Origin of the sequence: Streptomyces sp. DSM 15324 (assembly GCF_001514285.1) — a bacterium.
Classification (GTDB): Bacteria; Actinomycetota; Actinomycetes; order Streptomycetales; family Streptomycetaceae; genus Streptomyces.
The window spans coordinates 651,798-669,982 of sequence record NZ_KQ949025.1 but is presented as its reverse complement, the minus strand read 5'-3'; the positions used below and the strand labels follow the sequence as shown (position 1 = coordinate 669,982).

Annotated in this window: 29 protein-coding genes; 27 read left to right on the top strand and 2 right to left on the bottom strand. The window is 67.7% G+C overall.

The window, feature by feature from the left end:
- The first annotated feature begins 26 nt into the window (after nt 1-26).
- The 27 genes from rplB to truA all read left to right on the top strand — a co-directional run bounded on the left by rplB (nt 27) and on the right by truA (nt 15,208).
- A complete protein-coding gene (gene rplB, locus AQJ58_RS13380; protein ID WP_007494772.1) occupies nt 27-863 on the top strand; it encodes a 50S ribosomal protein L2 in 837 nt (278 codons plus the stop codon).
- 12 nt (nt 864-875) lie between these two features.
- Nucleotides 876-1,157 (top strand): 30S ribosomal protein S19, encoded by a 282-nt coding sequence (rpsS, locus tag AQJ58_RS13375; protein ID WP_023547380.1) that lies wholly within the window; start codon nt 876-878, stop codon nt 1,155-1,157.
- A gap of 45 nt (nt 1,158-1,202) precedes the next feature.
- Nucleotides 1,203-1,550: a 50S ribosomal protein L22 gene (rplV, locus tag AQJ58_RS13370; protein WP_004571827.1), complete on the top strand. Its 348-nt coding sequence runs from the start codon at nt 1,203-1,205 to the stop codon at nt 1,548-1,550.
- Nucleotides 1,550-2,377 (top strand): 30S ribosomal protein S3, encoded by an 828-nt coding sequence (gene rpsC / locus AQJ58_RS13365; protein ID WP_067249207.1) that lies wholly within the window; start codon nt 1,550-1,552, stop codon nt 2,375-2,377. Before rplV ends, rpsC begins: the two co-directional genes overlap by 1 nt.
- Before the next feature lie 5 nt (nt 2,378-2,382).
- Entirely contained in the window at nt 2,383-2,802 is a 420-nt protein-coding gene (rplP, locus tag AQJ58_RS13360) for a 50S ribosomal protein L16 (protein ID WP_030788270.1), read from the top strand.
- Nucleotides 2,802-3,026 (top strand): 50S ribosomal protein L29, encoded by a 225-nt coding sequence (gene rpmC, locus AQJ58_RS13355; RefSeq protein WP_055632347.1) that lies wholly within the window; start codon nt 2,802-2,804, stop codon nt 3,024-3,026. The genes rplP and rpmC overlap by 1 nt, the downstream gene beginning before the upstream one ends.
- Nucleotides 3,026-3,310, top strand: coding sequence for a 30S ribosomal protein S17 (gene rpsQ, locus AQJ58_RS13350; RefSeq protein ID WP_067249205.1), 285 nt, complete (start codon nt 3,026-3,028; stop codon nt 3,308-3,310). The genes rpmC and rpsQ overlap by 1 nt, the downstream gene beginning before the upstream one ends.
- Nucleotides 3,311-3,410: 100 nt before the next feature.
- Nucleotides 3,411-3,779: a 50S ribosomal protein L14 gene (rplN, locus tag AQJ58_RS13345; protein ID WP_003998823.1), complete on the top strand. Its 369-nt coding sequence runs from the start codon at nt 3,411-3,413 to the stop codon at nt 3,777-3,779.
- Between the two features lie 2 nt (nt 3,780-3,781).
- Nucleotides 3,782-4,105, top strand: coding sequence for a 50S ribosomal protein L24 (gene rplX / locus AQJ58_RS13340; RefSeq protein WP_030039760.1), 324 nt, complete (start codon nt 3,782-3,784; stop codon nt 4,103-4,105).
- On the top strand, nt 4,105-4,662 hold the full coding sequence (rplE, locus tag AQJ58_RS13335) for a 50S ribosomal protein L5 (RefSeq protein ID WP_067249204.1): 558 nt from the start codon (nt 4,105-4,107) through the stop codon (nt 4,660-4,662). Before rplX ends, rplE begins: the two co-directional genes overlap by 1 nt.
- A 5-nt stretch (nt 4,663-4,667) precedes the next feature.
- Nucleotides 4,668-4,853 carry a type Z 30S ribosomal protein S14 gene (locus tag AQJ58_RS13330; protein WP_003956452.1) on the top strand — a complete coding sequence of 62 codons (186 nt, stop codon included), beginning with the start codon at nt 4,668-4,670 and terminating at the stop codon, nt 4,851-4,853.
- Nucleotides 4,854-5,067: 214 nt separating this feature from the next.
- Nucleotides 5,068-5,466 (top strand): 30S ribosomal protein S8, encoded by a 399-nt coding sequence (rpsH, locus tag AQJ58_RS13325; RefSeq protein WP_055632350.1) that lies wholly within the window; start codon nt 5,068-5,070, stop codon nt 5,464-5,466.
- Between the two features lie 24 nt (nt 5,467-5,490).
- The gene (gene rplF / locus AQJ58_RS13320) at nt 5,491-6,030 is read left to right on the top strand and encodes a 50S ribosomal protein L6 (protein ID WP_067249196.1); all 540 of its coding nucleotides are present in this window, start codon (nt 5,491-5,493) and stop codon (nt 6,028-6,030) included.
- 3 nt (nt 6,031-6,033) lie between these two features.
- A complete protein-coding gene (gene rplR, locus AQJ58_RS13315) occupies nt 6,034-6,417 on the top strand; it encodes a 50S ribosomal protein L18 (protein ID WP_055632352.1) in 384 nt (127 codons plus the stop codon).
- A 39-nt stretch (nt 6,418-6,456) separates the two neighbouring features.
- The gene (gene rpsE, locus AQJ58_RS13310; RefSeq protein WP_009190144.1) at nt 6,457-7,062 is read left to right on the top strand and encodes a 30S ribosomal protein S5; all 606 of its coding nucleotides are present in this window, start codon (nt 6,457-6,459) and stop codon (nt 7,060-7,062) included.
- A complete protein-coding gene (gene rpmD, locus AQJ58_RS13305; protein WP_055632353.1) occupies nt 7,062-7,244 on the top strand; it encodes a 50S ribosomal protein L30 in 183 nt (60 codons plus the stop codon). The genes rpsE and rpmD overlap by 1 nt, the downstream gene beginning before the upstream one ends.
- Nucleotides 7,245-7,246: 2 nt before the next feature.
- A complete protein-coding gene (gene rplO, locus AQJ58_RS13300) occupies nt 7,247-7,702 on the top strand; it encodes a 50S ribosomal protein L15 (protein ID WP_003974249.1) in 456 nt (151 codons plus the stop codon).
- A 246-nt stretch (nt 7,703-7,948) separates the two neighbouring features.
- Nucleotides 7,949-9,262, top strand: coding sequence for a preprotein translocase subunit SecY (gene secY / locus AQJ58_RS13295; RefSeq protein WP_067249194.1), 1,314 nt, complete (start codon nt 7,949-7,951; stop codon nt 9,260-9,262).
- A complete protein-coding gene (locus AQJ58_RS13290) occupies nt 9,262-9,924 on the top strand; it encodes an adenylate kinase (RefSeq protein WP_067249192.1) in 663 nt (220 codons plus the stop codon). Before secY ends, AQJ58_RS13290 begins: the two co-directional genes overlap by 1 nt.
- Before the next feature lie 133 nt (nt 9,925-10,057).
- A complete protein-coding gene (map, locus tag AQJ58_RS13285) occupies nt 10,058-10,894 on the top strand; it encodes a type I methionyl aminopeptidase (RefSeq protein ID WP_067249189.1) in 837 nt (278 codons plus the stop codon).
- A gap of 173 nt (nt 10,895-11,067) precedes the next feature.
- Entirely contained in the window at nt 11,068-11,289 is a 222-nt protein-coding gene (infA, locus tag AQJ58_RS13280; protein ID WP_003948620.1) for a translation initiation factor IF-1, read from the top strand.
- A 75-nt stretch (nt 11,290-11,364) separates the two neighbouring features.
- The gene (gene rpmJ, locus AQJ58_RS13275; protein WP_004984509.1) at nt 11,365-11,478 is read left to right on the top strand and encodes a 50S ribosomal protein L36; all 114 of its coding nucleotides are present in this window, start codon (nt 11,365-11,367) and stop codon (nt 11,476-11,478) included.
- 217 nt (nt 11,479-11,695) lie between these two features.
- Nucleotides 11,696-12,076: a 30S ribosomal protein S13 gene (rpsM, locus tag AQJ58_RS13270; RefSeq protein WP_055632357.1), complete on the top strand. Its 381-nt coding sequence runs from the start codon at nt 11,696-11,698 to the stop codon at nt 12,074-12,076.
- Between the two features lie 66 nt (nt 12,077-12,142).
- Complete coding sequence (gene rpsK, locus AQJ58_RS13265) at nt 12,143-12,547, top strand: 30S ribosomal protein S11 (RefSeq protein WP_010354218.1); 405 nt, start codon at nt 12,143-12,145, stop codon at nt 12,545-12,547.
- 118 nt (nt 12,548-12,665) lie between these two features.
- On the top strand, nt 12,666-13,688 hold the full coding sequence (locus AQJ58_RS13260; RefSeq protein WP_003966937.1) for a DNA-directed RNA polymerase subunit alpha: 1,023 nt from the start codon (nt 12,666-12,668) through the stop codon (nt 13,686-13,688).
- An 85-nt stretch (nt 13,689-13,773) separates the two neighbouring features.
- A complete protein-coding gene (rplQ, locus tag AQJ58_RS13255; protein WP_067249188.1) occupies nt 13,774-14,280 on the top strand; it encodes a 50S ribosomal protein L17 in 507 nt (168 codons plus the stop codon).
- Nucleotides 14,281-14,350: 70 nt separating this feature from the next.
- Nucleotides 14,351-15,208: a tRNA pseudouridine(38-40) synthase TruA gene (gene truA, locus AQJ58_RS13250; RefSeq protein ID WP_067249185.1), complete on the top strand. Its 858-nt coding sequence runs from the start codon at nt 14,351-14,353 to the stop codon at nt 15,206-15,208.
- A 6-nt stretch (nt 15,209-15,214) separates the two neighbouring features.
- On the opposite strand, the gene AQJ58_RS13245 is transcribed toward truA, so the two are convergent.
- Together AQJ58_RS13245 and AQJ58_RS13240 are read right to left on the bottom strand one after the other, a co-directional pair.
- The gene (locus AQJ58_RS13245; protein ID WP_067249182.1) at nt 15,215-17,215 is read right to left on the bottom strand and encodes a right-handed parallel beta-helix repeat-containing protein; all 2,001 of its coding nucleotides are present in this window, start codon (nt 17,213-17,215) and stop codon (nt 15,215-15,217) included.
- A gap of 96 nt (nt 17,216-17,311) precedes the next feature.
- On the bottom strand, nt 17,312-18,184 hold the full coding sequence (locus AQJ58_RS13240; RefSeq protein WP_067249181.1) for a hypothetical protein: 873 nt from the start codon (nt 18,182-18,184) through the stop codon (nt 17,312-17,314).
- Nucleotide 18,185 lies beyond the last annotated feature (1 nt).

Below are 18,185 nucleotides of genomic sequence, written 5' to 3'. Positions count from 1 at the left end.
GTCCGATATCGGACGAGGACTGAAAAATGGGAATCCGCAAGTACAAGCCGACTACGCCGGGCCGTCGTGGGTCCAGCGTCGCCGACTTCGTCGAGGTCACGCGGTCCACGCCGGAGAAGTCGCTGGTCCGCCCCCTGCACAGCAAGGGCGGCCGTAACAACGCCGGTCGTGTGACCGTTCGCCACCAGGGTGGCGGACACAAGCGCGCCTACCGAGTGATCGACTTCCGTCGTCACGACAAGGACGGCGTGCCGGCGAAGGTCGCGCACATCGAGTACGACCCCAACCGCACCGCGCGCATCGCGCTGCTGCACTACGCCGACGGCGAGAAGCGCTACATCCTCGCCCCGCGCAACCTGCAGCAGGGTGACCGCGTCGAGAACGGTCCCGGGGCCGACATCAAGCCGGGCAACAACCTGGCGCTCCGCAACATCCCGGTCGGTACCACGATCCACGCGATCGAGCTCCGTCCCGGTGGCGGCGCCAAGTTCGCCCGCTCCGCCGGTGCCTCCGTGCAGCTGCTCGCGAAGGAGGGCTCGATGGCCCACCTCCGCATGCCTTCCGGTGAGATCCGCCTGGTCGACCAGCGCTGCCGCGCCACGGTCGGCGAGGTCGGCAACGCCGAGCAGAGCAACATCAACTGGGGCAAGGCCGGCCGCAAGCGCTGGCTGGGCGTTCGCCCGACCGTCCGTGGTGTCGCGATGAACCCGGTCGACCACCCGCACGGTGGTGGTGAGGGCAAGACCTCCGGTGGTCGCCACCCGGTCTCCCCGTGGGGTCAGAAGGAGGGTCGTACTCGTTCGCCGAAGAAGGCTTCGAACAAGTACATCGTCCGCCGCCGCAAGACGAACAAGAAGCGCTAGGAGCGGGTTTAGATGCCGCGCAGTCTCAAGAAGGGGCCCTTCGTCGACGACCACCTGATCAAGAAGGTGGACGCCCAGAACGAAGCAGGCACCAAGAACGTCATCAAGACCTGGTCCCGTCGCTCCATGATCGTGCCGGCCATGCTCGGCCACACGCTCGCGGTGCACAACGGCAAGACCCACATCCCGGTGTTCGTCACCGAGTCGATGGTCGGTCACAAGCTCGGCGAGTTCTCGCCGACGCGCACCTTCCGGGGTCACGTCAAGGAAGACCGGAAGTCGAAGCGCCGCTAGTAGCGGATCGCATTCAGACACGTAAGTAACTCTGAAGGGACAACCATGGAAGCCAGGGCCCAGGCGCGGTACATCCGCGTCACGCCCATGAAGGCCCGCCGTGTGGTGGACCTCATCCGTGGCATGGACGCCACGGAGGCCCAGGCTGTTCTGCGATTCGCTCCGCAGGCAGCCTCCGTGCCCGTCGGCAAGGTGCTCGACAGCGCCATCGCCAACGCCGCGCACAACTACGACCACACGGACGCCTCCTCGCTGGTCATCAGCGAGGCATACGTCGACGAGGGCCCGACCCTGAAGCGGTTCCGGCCGCGCGCCCAGGGCCGCGCCTACCGGATCCGCAAGCGGACCAGCCACATCACCGTGGTCGTCAGCAGCAAGGAAGGGACCCGGTAATGGGCCAGAAGGTTAACCCGCATGGGTTCCGGCTCGGCATCACCACGGACTTCAAGTCCCGTTGGTACGCCGACAAGTCGTACAAGGACTACGTCAAGGAAGACGTCGCCATCCGTCGGATGATGACGTCCGGCATGGAGCGCGCCGGCATCTCGAAGGTGGAGATCGAGCGCACCCGTGACCGTGTCCGCGTGGACATCCACACCGCGCGTCCCGGCATCGTCATCGGCCGCCGCGGCGCCGAGGCCGACCGTATCCGCGGCGACCTGGAGAAGCTGACCAAGAAGCAGGTCCAGCTCAACATCCTCGAGGTCAAGAACCCGGAGACGGACGCTCAGCTGGTGGCCCAGGCCGTCGCCGAGCAGCTCTCCTCCCGCGTCTCCTTCCGTCGGGCCATGCGCAAGAGCATGCAGTCCGCCATGAAGGCCGGCGCCAAGGGCATCAAGATCCAGTGCGGTGGCCGTCTCGGCGGCGCCGAGATGTCCCGCTCGGAGTTCTACCGCGAGGGCCGTGTGCCCCTGCACACGCTCCGCGCGAACGTGGACTACGGCTTCTTCGAGGCCAAGACGACCTTCGGCCGCATCGGTGTGAAGGTCTGGATCTACAAGGGCGACGTCAAGAACATCGCCGAGGTCCGCGCCGAGAACGCCGCTGCCCGCGCCGGCAACCGCCCGGCTCGTGGCGGCGCCGACCGTCCCGCCGGCCGTGGTGGCCGCGGTGGCGAGCGTGGCGGTCGCGGTCGTAAGCCGCAGCAGGCTGCTGCCGAGGCCCCCAAGGCCGAGGCTCCCGCCGCCGCTCCGGCTGAGAGCACCGGAACGGAGGCCTGACCGACATGCTGATCCCCCGTAGGGTCAAGCACCGCAAGCAGCACCACCCGAAGCGTCGTGGTGAGGCCAAGGGCGGTACGACGGTCGCGTTCGGCGAGTACGGCATTCAGGCCCTCACGCCGGCGTACGTGACCAACCGCCAGATCGAGGCGGCCCGTATCGCGATGACCCGCCACATCAAGCGTGGCGGCAAGGTCTGGATCAACATCTACCCGGACCGCCCCCTCACCAAGAAGCCTGCCGAGACCCGCATGGGTTCCGGTAAGGGTTCGCCGGAGTGGTGGATCGCGAACGTGCACCCGGGCCGGGTCATGTTCGAACTGTCCTACCCGAACGAGAAGATCGCCCGTGAGGCCCTCACCCGTGCAGCCCACAAGCTGCCGATGAAGTGCCGGATCGTCAAGCGCGAGGCAGGTGAAGCGTGATGTCGGTCGGCACCAAGGCGTCCGAGCTGCGCGAGCTGGGCAACGAGGAGCTTCTGGGTAAGCTCCGCGAGGCCAAGGAAGAGCTGTTCAACCTCCGCTTCCAGGCGGCGACGGGCCAGCTCGAGAACCACGGCCGTCTGAAGGCGGTCCGCAAGGACATCGCGCGGATCTACACCCTGATGCGCGAGCGTGAGCTGGGCATCGAAACGGTGGAGAACGCCTGATGAGCGAGAACAACGTGACTGAGAACGCAGAGGCGCGCGGCTTCCGCAAGACCCGTGAGGGTCTCGTCGTCAGCGACAAGATGGACAAGACCGTCGTCGTCGCCGTCGAGGACCGCGTCAAGCACGCGCTGTACGGCAAGGTCATCCGCCGTACGAACAAGCTCAAGGCGCACGACGAGCAGAACGCCGCGGGTGTCGGCGACCGTGTCCTCCTGATGGAGACCCGGCCGCTGTCCGCGACGAAGCGCTGGCGCGTCGTCGAGATCCTCGAGAAGGCCAAGTAAGTCTCCTGCGGGGCATCCCTCGCAGGACAGTTCCGCCAGGCTCCGGGAGCCGCTCGACTGAGCGGCTCCCGGGGAACCGGCAGACAAACAGGAGATAGACGTGATCCAGCAGGAGTCGCGACTGCGTGTCGCCGACAACACTGGTGCGAAGGAGATCCTTTGCATCCGTGTGCTCGGTGGCTCCGGTCGCCGCTACGCGGGCATCGGTGACGTCATCGTCGCCACCGTCAAGGACGCGATCCCCGGTGGCAACGTGAAGAAGGGTGACGTCGTCAAGGCGGTCATCGTTCGCACCGTCAAGGAGCGCCGCCGTCCGGACGGCTCGTACATCCGCTTCGACGAGAACGCCGCCGTCATTCTGAAGAACGACGGCGACCCTCGCGGCACCCGCATCTTCGGCCCGGTCGGCCGTGAGCTGCGCGAGAAGAAGTTCATGAAGATCATCTCGCTCGCGCCGGAGGTGCTGTAAGCATGAAGATCAAGAAGGGCGACCTGGTCCAGGTCATCACCGGTAAGGACAAGGGCAAGCAGGGCAAGGTCATCGCGGCCTTCCCCCGCGAGGACCGCGTCCTGGTCGAGGGTGTCAACCGGGTCAAGAAGCACACCAAGGCCGGCCCGACCGCCAAGGGCTCGCAGGCCGGTGGCATCGTCACGACCGAGGCCCCGATCCACGTCTCCAACGTCCAGCTGGTCGTGGAGAAGGACGGCAACAAGGTCGTCACGCGTGTCGGTTACCGCTTCGACGACGAGGGCAACAAGATCCGCGTTGCCAAGCGGACGGGTGAGGACATCTGATGGCTACCACCACCACTCCGCGTCTCAAGACGAAGTACCGCGAGGAGATCGCGGGCAAGCTGCGTGAGGAGTTCTCGTACGAGAACGTCATGCAGATCCCCGGCCTCGTCAAGATCGTGGTCAACATGGGTGTCGGCGACGCCGCCCGTGACTCGAAGCTGATCGAGGGCGCGATCCGCGACCTGACCCAGATCACCGGTCAGAAGCCGGCCGTCACCAAGGCCCGCAAGTCCATCGCGCAGTTCAAGCTGCGTGAGGGTCAGCCGATCGGTGCCCACGTCACGCTCCGTGGCGACCGCATGTGGGAGTTCCTGGACCGCACCCTGTCGCTCGCGCTGCCGCGCATCCGCGACTTCCGTGGTCTGTCCCCCAAGCAGTTCGACGGCCGTGGCAACTACACCTTCGGTCTCACGGAGCAGGTCATGTTCCACGAGATCGACCAGGACAAGATCGACCGTGTCCGGGGTATGGACATCACCGTGGTCACCACGGCGACCAACGACGCTGAGGGCCGCGCGCTCCTTCGTCACCTCGGCTTCCCGTTCAAGGAGGCGTGAGCGAGATGGCGAAGAAGGCTCTGATCGCTAAGGCTGCTCGCAAGCCCAAGTTCGGTGTGCGCGCGTACACCCGCTGCCAGCGCTGCGGCCGTCCGCACTCCGTGTACCGCAAGTTCGGCCTCTGCCGCGTGTGCCTTCGTGAGATGGCTCACCGTGGCGAGCTGCCGGGCGTGACCAAGAGCTCCTGGTAAACCCCCAATTTAGGGGTTCCAGAGGCTCTCGGTAAGCAATGGGCGTGTCAGGCGCCCACCTCTTCATGGCTTAGGCTTGGAGGGTTGGGCGCCTGACGGTCGCCCGTACGACTTACTACGCCGTAGGTCCACCGCGCCGCACCCGTCCCGTCTCGGATCGGGGAGAGGGATGGCGCACCAGGAAACCCCGGCGAGAGAGGCCACAGGCCAATTCATGACCATGACTGATCCGATCGCAGACATGCTGACGCGTCTGCGGAACGCGAACTCGGCGTACCACGACTCCGTGACGATGCCGGCGTCCAAGATCAAGTCTCACATCGCGGAGATCCTCCAGCAGGAGGGCTTCATCACCGGCTGGCGCGTCGAGGACGCCGAGGTCGGCAAGAACCTCACCCTCGAGCTGAAGTTCGGCCCGAACCGTGAGCGCTCCATCGCGGGCATCAAGCGGATCTCCAAGCCCGGTCTCCGGGTGTACGCGAAGTCCACCTCCCTGCCGAAGGTGCTGGGCGGCCTCGGCGTGGCGATCATCTCCACGTCGCACGGGCTCCTCACCGACAAGCAGGCCGGCAAGAAGGGCGTGGGTGGGGAAGTCCTCGCCTACGTCTGGTAGCAGAAGGGAACGGAGGAAACAGCTATGTCGCGCATCGGCAAGCTCCCCATCGCGGTTCCCGCCGGCGTGGACGTCACCATCGACGGCCGGACCGTGTCGGTCAAGGGCCCCAAGGGCACGCTGACCCACACCGTCGTGGCACCGATCGACATCGCCAAGGGCGAGGACGGCACTCTCCAGGTGACCCGCCCCAACGACGAGCGTCAGAGCAAGGCCCTGCACGGCCTGTCCCGCACGCTGGTGGCGAACATGATCACCGGCGTGACCCAGGGTTACGTGAAGAAGCTCGAGATCAGCGGTGTCGGTTACCGCGTGACCGCCAAGGGCTCGGACCTCGAGTTCGCGCTCGGTTACAGCCACCCGATCCTGGTCGCGGCCCCCGAGGGCATCACCTTCAAGGTCGAGGCCCCGACCCGTTTCTCGGTCGAGGGCATCGACAAGCAGAAGGTCGGCGAGGTCGCGGCCAACATCCGCAAGCTGCGCAAGCCCGACCCGTACAAGGCCAAGGGCGTCAAGTACGAGGGCGAAGTCATCCGCCGCAAGGTCGGAAAGGCGGGTAAGTAAGCCATGGCATACGGGCAGAAGATCCTGAAGGGCGACGCCTACAAGCGCGCCGCGATCAAGCGCCGTCACATCCGGATCCGCAAGCGGATCTCCGGTACGGCGGAGCGTCCCCGTCTGGTCGTTACCCGCTCGAACCGCCACATCGTGGCCCAGGTGATCGACGACATCAAGGGTCACACCCTGGCGTCGGCGTCCACCCTGGACACGTCGGTCCGCGGCGGCGAGGGCGACAAGTCCGCGCAGGCCAAGCAGGTCGGCGCCCTGGTCGCCGAGCGTGCCAAGGCCGCCGGTGTCGAGGCTGTCGTATTCGACCGTGGTGGCAACCAGTACGCCGGGCGCATCGCCGCCCTGGCGGACGCCGCCCGCGAAGCCGGGCTCAAGTTCTGAGCCTGCCGTAGCTAGCGGAAAAAGAGAGAGGTAATTCCAATGGCTGGACCCCAGCGCCGCGGTGGCGGTGCCGGTGGCGGCGAGCGGCGGGACCGGAAGGGCCGTGACGGCGGCGCTGCTGCCGCCGAGAAGACCGCGTACGTCGAGCGCGTCGTCGCGATCAACCGCGTCGCCAAGGTTGTGAAGGGTGGTCGTCGCTTCAGCTTCACCGCGCTGGTCGTGGTGGGCGACGGTGACGGCACCGTGGGTGTCGGTTACGGCAAGGCCAAGGAGGTGCCGGCCGCCATCGCCAAGGGTGTTGAGGAGGCCAAGAAGCACTTCTTCAAGGTCCCCCGTATCCAGGGCACCATCCCCCACCCCATCCAGGGTGAGAAGGCTGCCGGCGTCGTGCTGCTCAAGCCCGCGTCCCCGGGTACCGGTGTGATCGCCGGTGGTCCGGTGCGTGCCGTGCTCGAGTGCGCCGGTATCCACGACGTGCTGTCGAAGTCGCTCGGCTCCGACAACGCGATCAACATCGTGCACGCGACCGTGGAGGCCCTGAAGGGCCTGCAGCGTCCCGAGGAGATCGCGGCCCGCCGCGGTCTGCCGCTCGAGGACGTCGCCCCCGCGGCTCTGCTTCGTGCGCGTGCGGGAGCGGGTGCGTAATGGCTCGCCTCAAGATCACGCAGACGAAGTCGTACATCGGCAGCAAGCAGAACCACCGTGAGACCCTGCGCTCGCTCGGGCTGAAGCGCCTGAACGACGTGGTCGTCAAGGAGGATCGTCCCGAGTTCCGCGGCATGGTGCACACCGTCCGCCACCTCGTGACGGTCGAGGAGGTCGACTGATCATGGCGGAGAACAACCCGCTCAAGATCCACAACCTCCGTCCCGCCCCGGGCGCCAAGACCGCCAAGACCCGTGTCGGTCGTGGTGAGGCGTCGAAGGGTAAGACGGCCGGTCGTGGTACCAAGGGCACGAAGGCCCGTTACCAGGTTCCGGAGCGCTTCGAGGGTGGCCAGATGCCGCTCCACATGCGTCTCCCGAAGCTGAAGGGCTTCAAGAACCCGTTCAAGACCGAGTTCCAGGTCGTGAACCTCGACAAGCTGGCCGCGCTGTACCCCGAGGGTGGCGAGGTCACCGTCGAGGGTCTCGTCGCCAAGGGTGCCGTTCGCAAGAACAGCCTCGTCAAGGTGCTCGGCCAGGGCGAGATCTCCGTGGCGCTGCAGGTGACGGTCGACGCCGTCTCCGGCTCCGCCAAGGAGAAGATCACCGCCGCCGGCGGTACCGTCACCGAGCTCGTCTGACCCCATCAGGCGTCTCGATGACTTGAGCGATCCCGACCGGGGATACCCCACAAATGGGGTATCCCCGGTCGGTCGTTCCTAGGGAAGCTGTGTCGCGGGTAAGGTGACCAGCACTGCCCACTTTTCACAAGGTTTCCCCAAGGGGGCACCTTGAGCGGCAGTCGGCCGTTACTCATGTCGTTGTTCTTATTGGACCCTCAAGACCGTCACCCTTGACGCAGATGCGCGGGGGTCGCAGGAGGCACCGTGCTCACCGCGTTCGCCCGGGCGTTCAGGACGCCCGACCTGCGCAAGAAGCTGCTCTTCACGCTCGGGATCATCGTGGTCTACCGGGTCGGTACGCACGTCCCGATCCCCGGCGTCGACTACACGTCCGTACAGCGCTGCGTCGACGAGGCGTCGGGCAACCAGGGCCTCTTCGGTCTGGTGAACATGTTCAGCGGCGGCGCGCTGCTGCAGATCACCATCTTCGCCCTCGGCATCATGCCGTACATCACGGCGAGCATCATTCTCCAGCTGCTGACCGTGGTCATCCCGCGCCTGGAAGCCCTCAAGAAGGAGGGCTCCGCAGGCACGGCGAAGATCACGCAGTACACGCGTTACCTGACCGTGGCGCTGGCCATCCTGCAGGGCACCGGCTTGGTGGCCACCGCCCGCAGCGGCGCCCTGTTCAACGGCTGCACCGTCGCCAGCCAGATCGTCCCGGACCGCGCGATCTTCACCACCGTCGTCATGGTCATCTGCATGACCGCCGGTACGTGCGTCGTCATGTGGCTCGGTGAGCTGATCACCGACCGCGGCATCGGCAACGGCATGTCGATCCTGATGTTTATCTCGATCGCCGCGACCTTCCCGTCCGCGCTGTGGGCCATCAAGAAGTCGGGCACCCTGGCGGACGGCTGGATCGAGTTCGGCACCGTCGTGGCGGTCGGCCTGGTGATGGTCGCCCTGGTCGTCTTCGTCGAGCAGGCCCAGCGCCGGATCCCCGTGCAGTACGCCAAGCGCATGATCGGCCGCCGGTCCTACGGCGGTACCTCGACGTACATCCCGCTCAAGGTGAACCAGGCCGGTGTGATCCCGGTCATCTTCGCCTCGTCGCTGCTCTACATCCCGGCCCTGGTCGCGCAGTTCTCCAGCGGAACCTCCAGCTGGAAGACCTGGATCGAGACCAACCTGACCAAGGGTGACCACCCGATCTACATCAGCCTGTACTTCCTGCTGATCGTCTTCTTCGCCTTCTTCTACGTGGCCATCTCCTTCAACCCCGAGGAAGTCGCCGACAACATGAAGAAGTATGGTGGCTTCATCCCGGGCATCCGGGCTGGCCGACCGACCGCTGAGTACCTGTCGTACGTGCTCAACCGGATCACCTGGCCGGGTTCGCTGTACTTGGGTCTGATCGCTCTCGTGCCGACGATGGCGTTGGTTGGTTTCGGGGCAAATCAGAACTTCCCCTTCGGCGGGACCAGCATCCTGATCATCGTGGGTGTCGGCCTCGAGACGGTGAAGCAGATCGAGAGCCAGCTCCAGCAGCGCAATTACGAAGGGTTCCTCCGCTGATGCGAATCGTCCTCGTCGGGCCGCCGGGTGCCGGGAAGGGTACGCAGGCCACTCGTCTGGCCGAGACTCTGCGCGTTCCGCACATCTCCACGGGCGACCTGTTCCGCGCCAACATCAGCCGGCAGACCGACCTCGGGAAACTCGCGAAGTCCTACATGGACAAGGGCGAACTGGTGCCGGACACGGTGACCATCGCCATGGCCAAGGACCGCATGGAGCAGCCGGACGCCGAGCGCGGCTTCCTGCTGGACGGTTTCCCGCGCAACGTCTCGCAGGCCGAGGCACTGGACGAGCTCCTCACCACAGAGGGCATCAAGCTGGACGCGGTACTCGATCTGGAGGCTCCCGAGGAGGAGGTCGTCAAGCGGATCGCCGGCCGGCGCATCTGCCGCAACGACTCCGCCCACGTCTTCCACGTGACGTACAAGAAGCCGCAGCAGGAGGGCGTCTGTGACGTCTGCGGCGGCGAGCTGTACCAGCGGGACGACGACTCCGAGGCGACCGTCCGGACGCGGCTGGAGGTCTACCACACGCAGACCGAGCCGATCATCGATTACTACAAGGCCCAGGGCCTGGTCGTGACCATCGATTCCATGGGCCCCGTGGAGCAGGTCACCGATCGCGCGCTGGCGGCGCTGAAGCGCGAGGGGGACGACGCGTAGTCGTCCGTCCCGTACGGCCGTGGAGTCCCCTGGACCCCACGGCCGTACTGTTGTGTAGGCAGTACCCGATCCCGCAGTGCCCGATCCCGCAGTACCCGATCCCCCGACCGAGTGATGGAGAGCGCAGGCCCCCATGGTGCAGATCAAGAGCCCCGAGCAGATCGCGAAGATGCGTGCGGCGGGCCTGGTGGTCGCCGCCATCCACGCGGCGACGCGGGAGGCGGCGGTGCCGGGGGCCACGACCAAGGACCTGGACGAGGTCGCGCGCAAGGTGCTGGCCGAGCACGGGGCGAAGTCGAACTTCCTCGGCTACGGCGGTTTCCCCGCGACGATCTGCACCTCGGCGAACGAGGTCGTGGTGCACGGCATCCCGTCCGACGAGGTGGTCCTCAAGGACGGCGACATCATCTCCATCGACTGCGGCGCGATCGTGGACGGCTGGCACGGGGACGCGGCGTACACGGCGTTCGTGGGCTCCGGTCACGCCCCGGAGCTGATCGAACTCTCCCGGGTGACGGAGGAGTCGATGTGGGCGGGCATCGCGGCCATGAAGCTCGGCAACCGGCTCGTCGACGTCTCCCGTGCCATCGAGACGTACATCCGCCGTCAGCCCAAGCCCGGCGGCGGGCGCTACGGCATCATCGAGGACTACGGCGGCCACGGCATCGGCACCGAGATGCACATGGACCCGCACCTGCTGAACTACGTCGACCGGCGCCGCGGCAAGGGCCCCAAGCTGGTGCCCGGCTTCTGCCTCGCCATCGAGCCGATGGTGTCCCTGGGCACTGCGCGCACCGAGGTGCTGCAGGACGACTGGACGGTCATCACGACCGACGGCACGTGGTCGTCCCACTGGGAGCACAGCGTGGCCCTCACGGAGGAGGGGCCGCTGGTGCTGACCGCCCCGGACGGCGGCAAGGCGAAGCTGGCGGAGCACGGGGTCGTGGCCGCGCCGGATCCGCTGGCCTGAGGGGCCGTGACGCGCGGGAGTTTCGGGCTTACGGATCTACCGGGTGGGGCAGACTCTCTCGATTCGTGTTTCTCGGGGCCCTGACGTAGACTGACTCGTCGGCTCTCGTGTACCCGCATGTCTGCATGCGCTCACACAGAGTCGATCAAGGTAGTCGATTCGAAGGGCGAAGCGTGGCCAAGAAGCAAGGTGCCATCGAGATCGAGGGCACTGTCGTCGAGTCTCTGCCGAACGCCATGTTCAAGGTCGAGCTCCAGAACGGCCACCAGGTCCTGGCACACATCAGCGGCAAGATGCGGATGCACTACATCCGTATCCTCCCTGACGACCGGGTCGTGGTGGAGCTGTCTCCGTACGACCTGACGCGTGGCCGGATCGTCTACCGGTACAAGTAGATCTTGCCCATGTCCCCGGGCGCCCTGGCGGGCGTGCGGGGTTGTCGGCAACTGACCCGGAGAACCTCACATCCCATGAAGGTCAAGCCGAGCGTCAAGAAGATCTGCGACAAGTGCAGGGTGATCCGCCGTCACGGTCGGGTCATGATCATTTGCGAGAACCCGCGCCACAAGCAGCGCCAGGGCTGATCGCAGCCGATCTCACCCTCTGCACAGACATCGCAGAGACTTCGCGCGACGCGAGCTGAATATGTTCATACGCAGGGCCCAGGCGGGGGATTCTTCTTGCCTGACACCCCCGGTTCGGAGGCCGGGGACCCAGTCGTACCAAGTCTTCGAAGAGAAGAGGCCGGCGGCTGGGATCCGGTTCTGCGGAAGACCTCCGAAGATCACCAGGAGCCATTGAATGGCACGCGTTTCCGGTGTTGACATCCCGCGCGACAAGCGCGTGGAGGTCGCCCTCACCTACGTGTTCGGCATCGGCCGGACCCTCTCGCAGGAGACGCTGGCTGCGACCGGCGTCGACCCGAACACCCGTGTTCGCGATCTGACCGAAGAGCAGCTGGTCGCCATCCGCGAGTACGTGGACAACAACATCAAGACCGAGGGTGACCTCCGTCGCGAGATCCAGGCCGACATCCGCCGCAAGGTCGAGATCGGCTGCTACCAGGGTCTCCGTCACCGTCGTGGTCTGCCCGTCCGCGGTCAGCGCACCAGCACGAACGCTCGTACCCGCAAGGGCCCGCGTCGCGCCATCGCCGGCAAGAAGAAGCCGGGCAAGAAGTAGTCCGCAGCGGACTCGCCGTCCAGCGGTCTTCGCTGTAGGACCGACCACCTCCCGTAGGAGTAATAGATGCCCCCCAAGGGTCGTCAGGGCGCTGCCAAGAAGGTGCGCCGCAAGGAAAAGAAGAACGTCGCCCACGGCCAGGCGCACATCAAGAGCACGTTCAACAACACGATCGTGTCCATCACGGACCCGGCCGGAAACGTGATCTCCTGGGCCTCCGCCGGCCACGTCGGCTTCAAGGGCTCGCGCAAGTCCACGCCGTTCGCCGCGCAGATGGCCGCCGAGTCGGCTGCCCGTCGCGCGCAGGAGCACGGCATGCGCAAGGTCGACGTCTTCGTCAAGGGCCCGGGCGCCGGTCGTGAGACCGCGATCCGTTCCCTCCAGGCCACTGGCCTCGAGGTCGGCTCCATCCAGGACGTCACCCCCACCCCGCACAACGGCTGCCGTCCGCCTAAGCGTCGCCGCGTCTGACGCACGGTTGTCCTGAGGATACGGGCGGTACGGCTCCATAAAGGGTCGTACCGCCCGTACCCTTGCAGTACAGAGTCGGGCGTCAAATAGCGGGCGCCCCTGACTGAAGGAACACATCATGCTGATCGCTCAGCGTCCCTCGTTGACCGAAGAGGTCGTCGACGAGTTCCGCTCCCGGTTCGTGATCGAGCCGCTGGAGCCGGGCTTCGGCTACACCCTCGGCAACTCCCTCCGCCGTACGCTCCTGTCGTCGATCCCGGGTGCGGCGGTCACGTCGATCCGTATCGACGGTGTCCTGCACGAGTTCACCACCGTGCCGGGCGTCAAGGAGGACGTCACCGACCTGATCCTCAACATCAAGCAGCTGGTCGTCTCCTCGGAGCACGACGAGCCGGTCGTGATGTACCTGCGCAAGCAGGGCCCGGGTCTGGTCACCGCCGCCGACATCGCGCCCCCGGCCGGTGTCGAGGTGCACAACCCCGACCTCGTCCTCGCCACGCTCAACGGCAAGGGCAAGCTGGAGATGGAGCTGACGGTCGAGCGCGGCCGCGGCTACGTCTCCGCCGTACAGAACAAGCAGGTCGGTCAGGAGATCGGGCGCATCCCGGTCGACTCGATCTACTCGCCGGTTCTGAAGGTCACGTACAAGGTCGAGGCCACGCGTGTCGAGCAGCGCACCGACTTCGACAAGCTGATCGTGGACGTCGAGACCAAGCAGGCGATGCGTCCCCGTGACGCCATGGCCTCCGCGGGCAAGACCCTGGTCGAGCTGTTCGGTCTCGCCCGCGAGCTGAACATCGACGCCGAGGGCATCGACATGGGCCCGTCCCCGACGGACGCCGCCCTGGCCGCCGATCTGGCGCTGCCGATCGAGGAGCTGGAGCTCACCGTTCGGTCGTACAACTGCCTCAAGCGTGAGGGCATCCACTCCGTGGGTGAGCTCGTCGCGCGCTCCGAGGCCGACCTCCTGGACATCCGCAACTTCGGTGCGAAGTCCATCGACGAGGTCAAGGCGAAGCTGGCCGGCATGGGCCTGGCCCTCAAGGACAGCCCGCCCGGATTCGACCCCACGGCCGCCGCCGACGCCTTCGGCGCCGACGACGACGCGGACGCGGGTTTCGTGGAGACCGAGCAGTACTGATCGGTCGTTGCCGGTGAGCATCCGCTCATCGGGTTCCTGACCCCGGTACCTGACACGGCCGGGGCAGACACACAGGAGAAGAAAGATGCCGAAGCCCACCAAGGGTGCCCGTCTGGGCGGCAGTGCCGCGCACGAGAAGCTGCTGCTCGCGAACCTCGCGAAGAGCCTCTTCGAGCACGGCCGTATCACCACCACCGAGGCGAAGGCCCGCCGTCTGCGGCCGTACGCCGAGCGTCTGGTGACCAAGGCGAAGAAGGGCGACCTTCACAACCGCCGTCAGGTGCTCCAGGTCATCACGGACAAGAGCGTCGTCCACACGCTCTTCACCGAGATCGGCCCGCGCTACGAGAACCGTCCGGGTGGCTACACCCGTATCACCAAGATCGGTAACCGCCGTGGCGACAACGCGCCCATGGCTGTCATCGAGCTGGTCGAGGCGCTGACCGTGGCGCAGCAGGCGACCGGTGAGGCCGAGGCCGCCACCAAGCGTGCGGTCAAGGAGGCCGAGGAGGCCAAGGTCGAGGAGACCAAGGCCGACGAGGTCGCCGAGGACGCCGCCGAGGCTCCCGCCGAGGAGTCCAAGGACGCGTAAGGCTGTCCTGGCGGGCCCGTTCCTTTCGAGGGGCGGGCCCGCTTTTTTGTGTTGCTGAGAGGATCTCGGTGTGAGTGACGAAGTACAGCCCGGGTACGTCCGTGTCCGTCTCGATCTCTCCTACGACGGGAGCGAGTTCTCCGGGTGGGCCAAGCAGGCCGGGGGACGGCGGACCGTGCAGGGGGAGATCGAGGACGCTCTGCGGACCGTCACCCGGTCCGGGGAGACCTTCGAGCTGACCGTGGCGGGCCGCACCGACGCGGGGGTGCACGCGCGGGGGCAGGTGGCCCATGTCGATCTGCCGGAGGGCGTGTGGCGTGAGCACCACGAGAAGCTGCTGAAGCGGCTCGCCGGGCGGTTGCCCCGGGATGTGCGGGTGTGGGCGCTCAGGGAGGCGCCCCGTGGCTTCAACGCGCGGTTCTCGGCTGTCTGGCGGCGGTACGCGTACCGGGTGACGGACAACCCCGGGGGCGTGGATCCGCTGCTGCGGGGCCATGTGCTCTGGCACGACTGGCCGCTCGACGTCGACGCCATGAACGAGGCGGCGGTGCGGCTGCTCGGCGAGCACGACTTCGCCGCGTACTGCAAGCGGCGCGAAGGGGCCACGACCATCCGGACCCTTCAGGAGCTGAGCCTGGTCAAGGGCGACGACGGGATCATCACGGCCACCGTGCGGGCCGACGCCTTCTGCCACAACATGGTGCGCTCGCTCATCGGGGCGCTGCTGTTCGTGGGGGACGGGCACCGGGGCGCCGAGTGGCCGGGGAAGGTGCTGGCCGCCGGGGTGCGGGACTCCGCCGTGCATGTCGTACGGCCGCACGGGCTGACCCTGGAGGAGGTCGGCTACCCGGCCGACGAGCTCCTGGCCGCCCGCAGCAAGGAGGCCAGGAACCGGCGGACGCTGCCGGGGGCGGCGGGGTGCTGCTGAGCGGTCCTACGCCGGTTCCATGATCAGCCAGGCCACCGTCGACGTGTCCCCGGGCATGCCCTTCACGGAGAAGGACGTGCCGGGGGTGCGGAAGGCGACGTAGGCGACGCCGGAGGGGGTGCCGGCGGGGGACTGGACGGTCAGGAAGATGCGGCTGGCGGCGGTGACGGCGGTCGTGGGGACGGTGACCGGGGTGGTGCCGGCGAGGGTGACGGTGCCCATCTTGGCGTTGTCGCCCTCCTTGACCTTGATGCCCTTCCCGGCCCGTCCCACGACGAGGTCGGCGTCGGCGCTGCCGATCTGGGCGGTGCCGAGGCGCCCCCAGCTGGTGTCCCGGCCGGTGTCGCCGCCGGGGCCGAAGGTCTGGGTTCCGTCGATCTCCATCGCGAAGCGGTTGACGGAGTCGCCGGCGGCCCGGGACTGGAAGGCGCGGGAGGCCCGGCCGGCCCCGGTGACCGCGTAGCCCTGGGCGGTCTTCCGCTGCTGGACGAGGTGGACGCCGGGGCCGCCGGTGGCGGTGACCGTGAGGCCGGGGGTGGTGAGGGAGACCCGGCCGCTGGCGCGGCTGACGGCGAGGGGCGTGTCGAGGACGGTGCCGTCGTCGGCGTGCCGCACGAGCGCGAAGTCGGAGCCGTCGCCGGTGCCGGACTCGGCGGCGTCGGTGGTGCGCAGGGTCCAGCGGCGGGCCTTGCCGCGGGACCAGAACTCCAGGTCGCGCCGGGTGCCGGCGGCTCCGGAGATCATGTGGACGTCATGCCGGTCCCACTCGATGCCGGTGTCCCGGTGGGTGCCGGAGATCACACCGCTGTGGCGGACGAGGACCGCCCCGAGGTCCTGGAAGGGGGCCGTGGTCCCGACGTACTGGCCGCCGACCACCGAGACGTTGCTCTCGGAGTTCAGTGCGGAGGTGGTGAGGCCGTAGGCGGGGGAGTCCGCGCCGGTGCCGTCGTCGCCGCGGCCGGTGGTGGCGGAGCAGCCGGTGAGGACGACGCCTTCCGCGGCCTCGCCGGTGACGGTGAAGCCGGAGTAGGGGATGAGGGAGGTCGCGGTCTCCCGGCCGTCCCGCCCGGCGAGGCAGCCGAGGAGCTGGAGGAAGCGGCCGCCGGGGGAGGTGGCGAGGTGGAAGCCGTCGCGGCCGTTGCGGTCGGTGGTGCAGCCGATCATCACCATCGCGTGGCTGACGCCGGTGACGTGGTAGCCGTGCCGGGTGTTCGCCTCGGCGCGGCACTCGACCACGGTGACCGCGTCGGGGTTGAGGATGTCGTAGCCGTGTCCGCCGTTGCCCTCGGCGTGGCACTGGAACAGATCGGCGTCGACCAGGCCGCCGCCGGTGCCCGTGGCGTCGCCCCAGGTGAAGCCGTGGCCGCCGTTGCCGACGCAGTGGACCTGGGTGAGCTGAAGGGTGGTGGCGTTCTGGGCGTTCAGGCCGTGGCCGGTGAAGCGCCAGACGGTCACCTTCTCCAGGCCGAGGTCCTGGACGCCGGGGGTGACGCGGATGCCGTCGACGGCGGTGCCGGTGGTGGACCGCTGGTCGCGGCCGTCGAGCGCCAGGCCGTACAGGCGGGGGCCGCCGCCGTACCCCGTGGCGGTGGAGGTGCCCTGGGCCGCGGCCGGGCCGACGACGATCAGGGCCTCGCCGGTGAAGGTGCCGAGGCCGGGGCGCAGGTAGGAGGCGGTCATCTCGGTGGCGGCCGGGGAGCGCGGGTGCCAGTCGCCGCGCAGGGTGACGCCGAGGCGGAGGCGGAGCGGGGAGGCGAGCCGGTAGGCGCCGGGCGGGAGGTAGACGGTGTCGCCCTGACCGGCCGCGTCGATCGCCTTCTGGATGGCGGGCGCGTCGTCGGTCCTGTCGTCGCCGAGGGCCCCGTACGGCGTGTCCTTCACGTTGAGCCAGCTCGCGCCGGTGCCGGTGGCCGAGGCGGTCTGGGCGATGACGATCGAGGTCGCGAGGGCGGCGCCGGTGAGACCGGCGGCGCCGGCCAGGAGACTGCGTCGGGTCGTGGCGCTCATGGCGTGGTTCCCCCCAGGGATCCGTGACCGGATGATCAGATGATCACTTGGGGGGAGTGTCGCACGTCCGATTGGCCCGTTTGACGGCCGGCCGGGTCAGCCCTCGGCCGCCGCCGAGGCCTGGGTCTGGCCACGGCGGTTGATCTGCTGGAACGCGAACTCGGCGAGGTCGTCACCCATGGTGAAGACGGCCGTGTCCTTCGTGGTCACGTCCTTGCCGTTGGTGAAGCCCGTGATCGTGAAGTAGGCGTAACGGCCGTAGGAGTTGGTCGTCGAGCGGCAGATCGCGGCGTTGCAGAAGGCCTTCACGCCCTTGCCGGCGAGCGCCTTGACGATGCTCTTGCTGTCGGCCTGGCTCTTGACCTTCAGGGCCTGGGCCTCGGTGTCGAAGACCGCCACACCGACCGTCACCGCGGTGTCGCCCTTGGTGTACGTCACGCGCATCAGCCGGGTGCAGCCGTTCGCCGCGAGGACCTTGGGCAGGGTGCCCTGGACGCCCGTGGCGCAGTCGGTGCTGTCCGCTGTCGGGCCCTTCTTGTAGACGGTGGAGCCCATGGTGAGCTGGGTGCCGGGGAACATCAGCTCCGGGCTGTTCCGCGCCTTGTCCTTGGCCTTGCTGGAGACGAACTCCTTGGGGTTCAGGGCCGGCGGCGCGCTGGTGGGCGCGAAGGACGGGGTGCCGGACGCGCTCGGCAGGCCGGTGGCGGGCACCGAGGACGTGGGCCGGTTGGCCTCGTCGTCGGCGCCGCTGTCCACCACCGCCATGGTCACGGCGGCGCCGACGCCGACCGTGGCCAGCGCGCCCCCGACTATGAGGAACACCTTGCGGCGCCTGTTGCGTTTCTCGGACGCGTCCGCGAGTGCCGCCCAGTCCGGGGACGGGCCGTCACTGCCACCGGTCCACGGCTGCTGGGAGTTCGGTTTCCACGGATCCCACTGGGACTGAGGTCCCCCCTGCCCATAGCTCATG